A 2,171-nucleotide genomic window follows, 5' to 3' on the forward strand; every position below is an offset into this window, starting at 1 on the left:
CACCGTGGATGTCGTCGGTTCGATCCCGGCAGGGCCCACTGGAGTCGGCGCTTCGTCGCCGAGCTCAAGCCACTTCGCGTCCACGCCTGTCGCCATTGCCCAGGCCAGAAGGACGGCTCGACGAGGGTTCGTTGCCCCGCGCTCGTAGTTGCTCACGGTCTGTCGTGACATGCCGAGTGCCTCCGCTAGAGCGGTCTGGTCCATCTCGGCGATCTCGCGCGCAAGCTCAAGGCGATGCCGAAGCTCGAATCGAGGCTGGCGGCGGTCAACAAGGGTCGCAATCGTCATGTGTCAAACGATAGGACACCGACGGTGACACGCGCAAGTGGGTCGTGCTTTGACATTTGACCAAGCGAGTGTCACTGTTAGTCACATGACAAACGAAGCGACATTCGCCACGACGGCGGAGGCGGCCGAAACGCTCGGAGTGTCAGTCAAGACGATCACGCGATGGGTGACAGCAGAGAAGCTAACGCCGGTCAAGAGACTCCCTGGCAAGCGCGGCGCGATGCTCTTTGCCTCAGCCGACATCGAGGCCCTGCTCGCGCATGAACCGTGGGATGCGGCATGAGCCTCGAAGCCTTCATCTGGGTGTCGAAACTCCCGCTCGACGTCGTGCCTCCTACCGCGTTCCGCGTGCTCCTCATGCTCGCGAACCACGCTCACAGCGACGGACGCAACGTGTGGCGCAAGAAGAGCGAACTCGCCAACGAACTCGGGTGCAGCCTCCGCACGGTCGAGCGAGCCTTCCGTGACCTCCGTGTCCGCGGGCTCATCAAGCACGGCGACCAGCGCCTCACAGAGCACCTCCGTGCGGACCGCAAGCCCGTCGTCTTCGACCTCAACTTCGAGTTCGGACGCGACTACGGCGATGCTCCACTGTTCGCCAACGGCCCGACAACTGCTGTCGGTGCGTCGAACGGTAGCGGCCCGTCACCTGCTGTCGGTGCGTACGGCACGACAAAACTGTCGCGACCCGACGAGATCAGGACCAACGGCCCGACATCTGTTGTCGCACATAGAACCGTAATAGAACCATCTAACTCATCTCTCGTAAGTCCCTACAGAGCGAATGTCGGGGCGTGCGGGCACCCACTCGTCGATGACCGTCACTGCGAGCGGGGATGCCCCGCCGCCCGAGTTCTGGAGCAGACCGCATGAGAATCCACACCGGCACCATCACGGTCACCGATCGGGTGGCCCTGAGTAACGACCTCTTCGAGCTCTCCGAGTCATTCGCCGACGAGGCGAAGCGATGGAGGCCCACGGCGCGCCGAGAGCTTGAGCGCAACTCGCGTCTCCTCGCCGAGATCGCGCGTGGCGTGCTCTCGGGTGCGGCGGACTTCCAGCGGGCCGAGGCCTTTGCCGATGCAGGAGCCACGACGCTGGCTGGCACCCAAGAGCAGCGTCACGCCCTCACAGCGCGCGTCACCCGCCGAGTGAAGCGCGGAGGACGGTTCGCATGAACACCCCCGACTTCATCGACCCTCTGATCGGCCTCCCGCTCGCCGCTCTCCTGACTCTCACGTGGTGGCTCATCGAGCGCCACCACTCCCGCAACAGTTCCACCACACCCACCGAAGGGGCATGGCCATGAACGCCGAGACCAAGATCGACGAACTCGACACGATCACCCTCGCCAAGGGCGCACACTCGAACCCCGAGGAGGGCATGTGCCTCCTCGAAGCCGCATCGTTCGTCGCCGGAGAGGCATTCAGTGACACACCGCAGTGCGTGTCACCGGTCCTCGGATCGTTCGGGCGCTCGCTCAACGACGCGCTCCCGACCGACAAGCGACAGGAACTCGTGCCGCTGATCCCGCGCATCATCGGCACCCGAGGAGACGGCAAAGACGAGCGACGCTCCTACATCGCCCTCGACTGGCTCATCCGCACCCACCTGCCCACCTTCCTTGACCTCGCACTCCCGGACGAGGCGGCCAAGGTTCGGGCTCTCCAGCCCATCACCGACATGGCCACAGCCGAAGCTGCCGGACCCGTCGTGCGCGCCGCAGGGGCCGCCGCACGGGTCGCCGCACGGGACGCCGCACGGGTCGCCGCAGGGGTCGCCGCATGGGACGCCGCACGGGTCGCCGCAGGGGACGCCGCACGGGTCGCCGCAGGGGACGCCGCACGGGTCGCCGCAGGGGACGCCGCACGGGTCGCCGCACG

General features: G+C 66.0%; 6 protein-coding genes. 5 read left to right on the plus strand and 1 reads right to left on the minus strand.

Annotated features, from left to right (window positions below; translation table 11 throughout):
- Positions 1-288, minus strand: a 288-nt coding sequence (locus tag ACWGO6_RS18500; protein ID WP_452327587.1) for a helix-turn-helix transcriptional regulator, incomplete at its 3' end; no start/stop codon positions are given.
- 85 nt (positions 289-373) lie between these two features.
- Between ACWGO6_RS18500 and ACWGO6_RS18505 the strand changes: the two genes are divergently transcribed.
- The 5 genes from ACWGO6_RS18505 to ACWGO6_RS18525 form a co-directional block, all read left to right on the plus strand.
- Positions 374-571, plus strand: a complete 198-nt coding sequence (locus tag ACWGO6_RS18505) for a helix-turn-helix domain-containing protein (protein WP_452327588.1) — start codon at positions 374-376, stop codon at positions 569-571.
- The gene (locus ACWGO6_RS18510) at positions 568-1,161 is read left to right on the plus strand and encodes a helix-turn-helix domain-containing protein (protein WP_452327589.1); all 594 of its coding nucleotides are present in this window, start codon (positions 568-570) and stop codon (positions 1,159-1,161) included. The genes ACWGO6_RS18505 and ACWGO6_RS18510 overlap by 4 nt, the downstream gene beginning before the upstream one ends.
- Positions 1,158-1,466: a hypothetical protein gene (locus ACWGO6_RS18515; protein WP_452327590.1), complete on the plus strand. Its 309-nt coding sequence runs from the start codon at positions 1,158-1,160 to the stop codon at positions 1,464-1,466. Before ACWGO6_RS18510 ends, ACWGO6_RS18515 begins: the two co-directional genes overlap by 4 nt.
- On the plus strand, positions 1,463-1,597 hold the full coding sequence (locus tag ACWGO6_RS18520; protein WP_452327591.1) for a hypothetical protein: 135 nt from the start codon (positions 1,463-1,465) through the stop codon (positions 1,595-1,597). The genes ACWGO6_RS18515 and ACWGO6_RS18520 overlap by 4 nt, the downstream gene beginning before the upstream one ends.
- Positions 1,594-2,171, plus strand: a 578-nt coding sequence (locus tag ACWGO6_RS18525) for a hypothetical protein (RefSeq protein ID WP_452327592.1), incomplete at its 3' end; no start/stop codon positions are given. The genes ACWGO6_RS18520 and ACWGO6_RS18525, both read left to right, overlap by 4 nt.

The sequence above is a fragment of the Microbacterium sp. NPDC055665 genome, assembly GCF_053618035.1.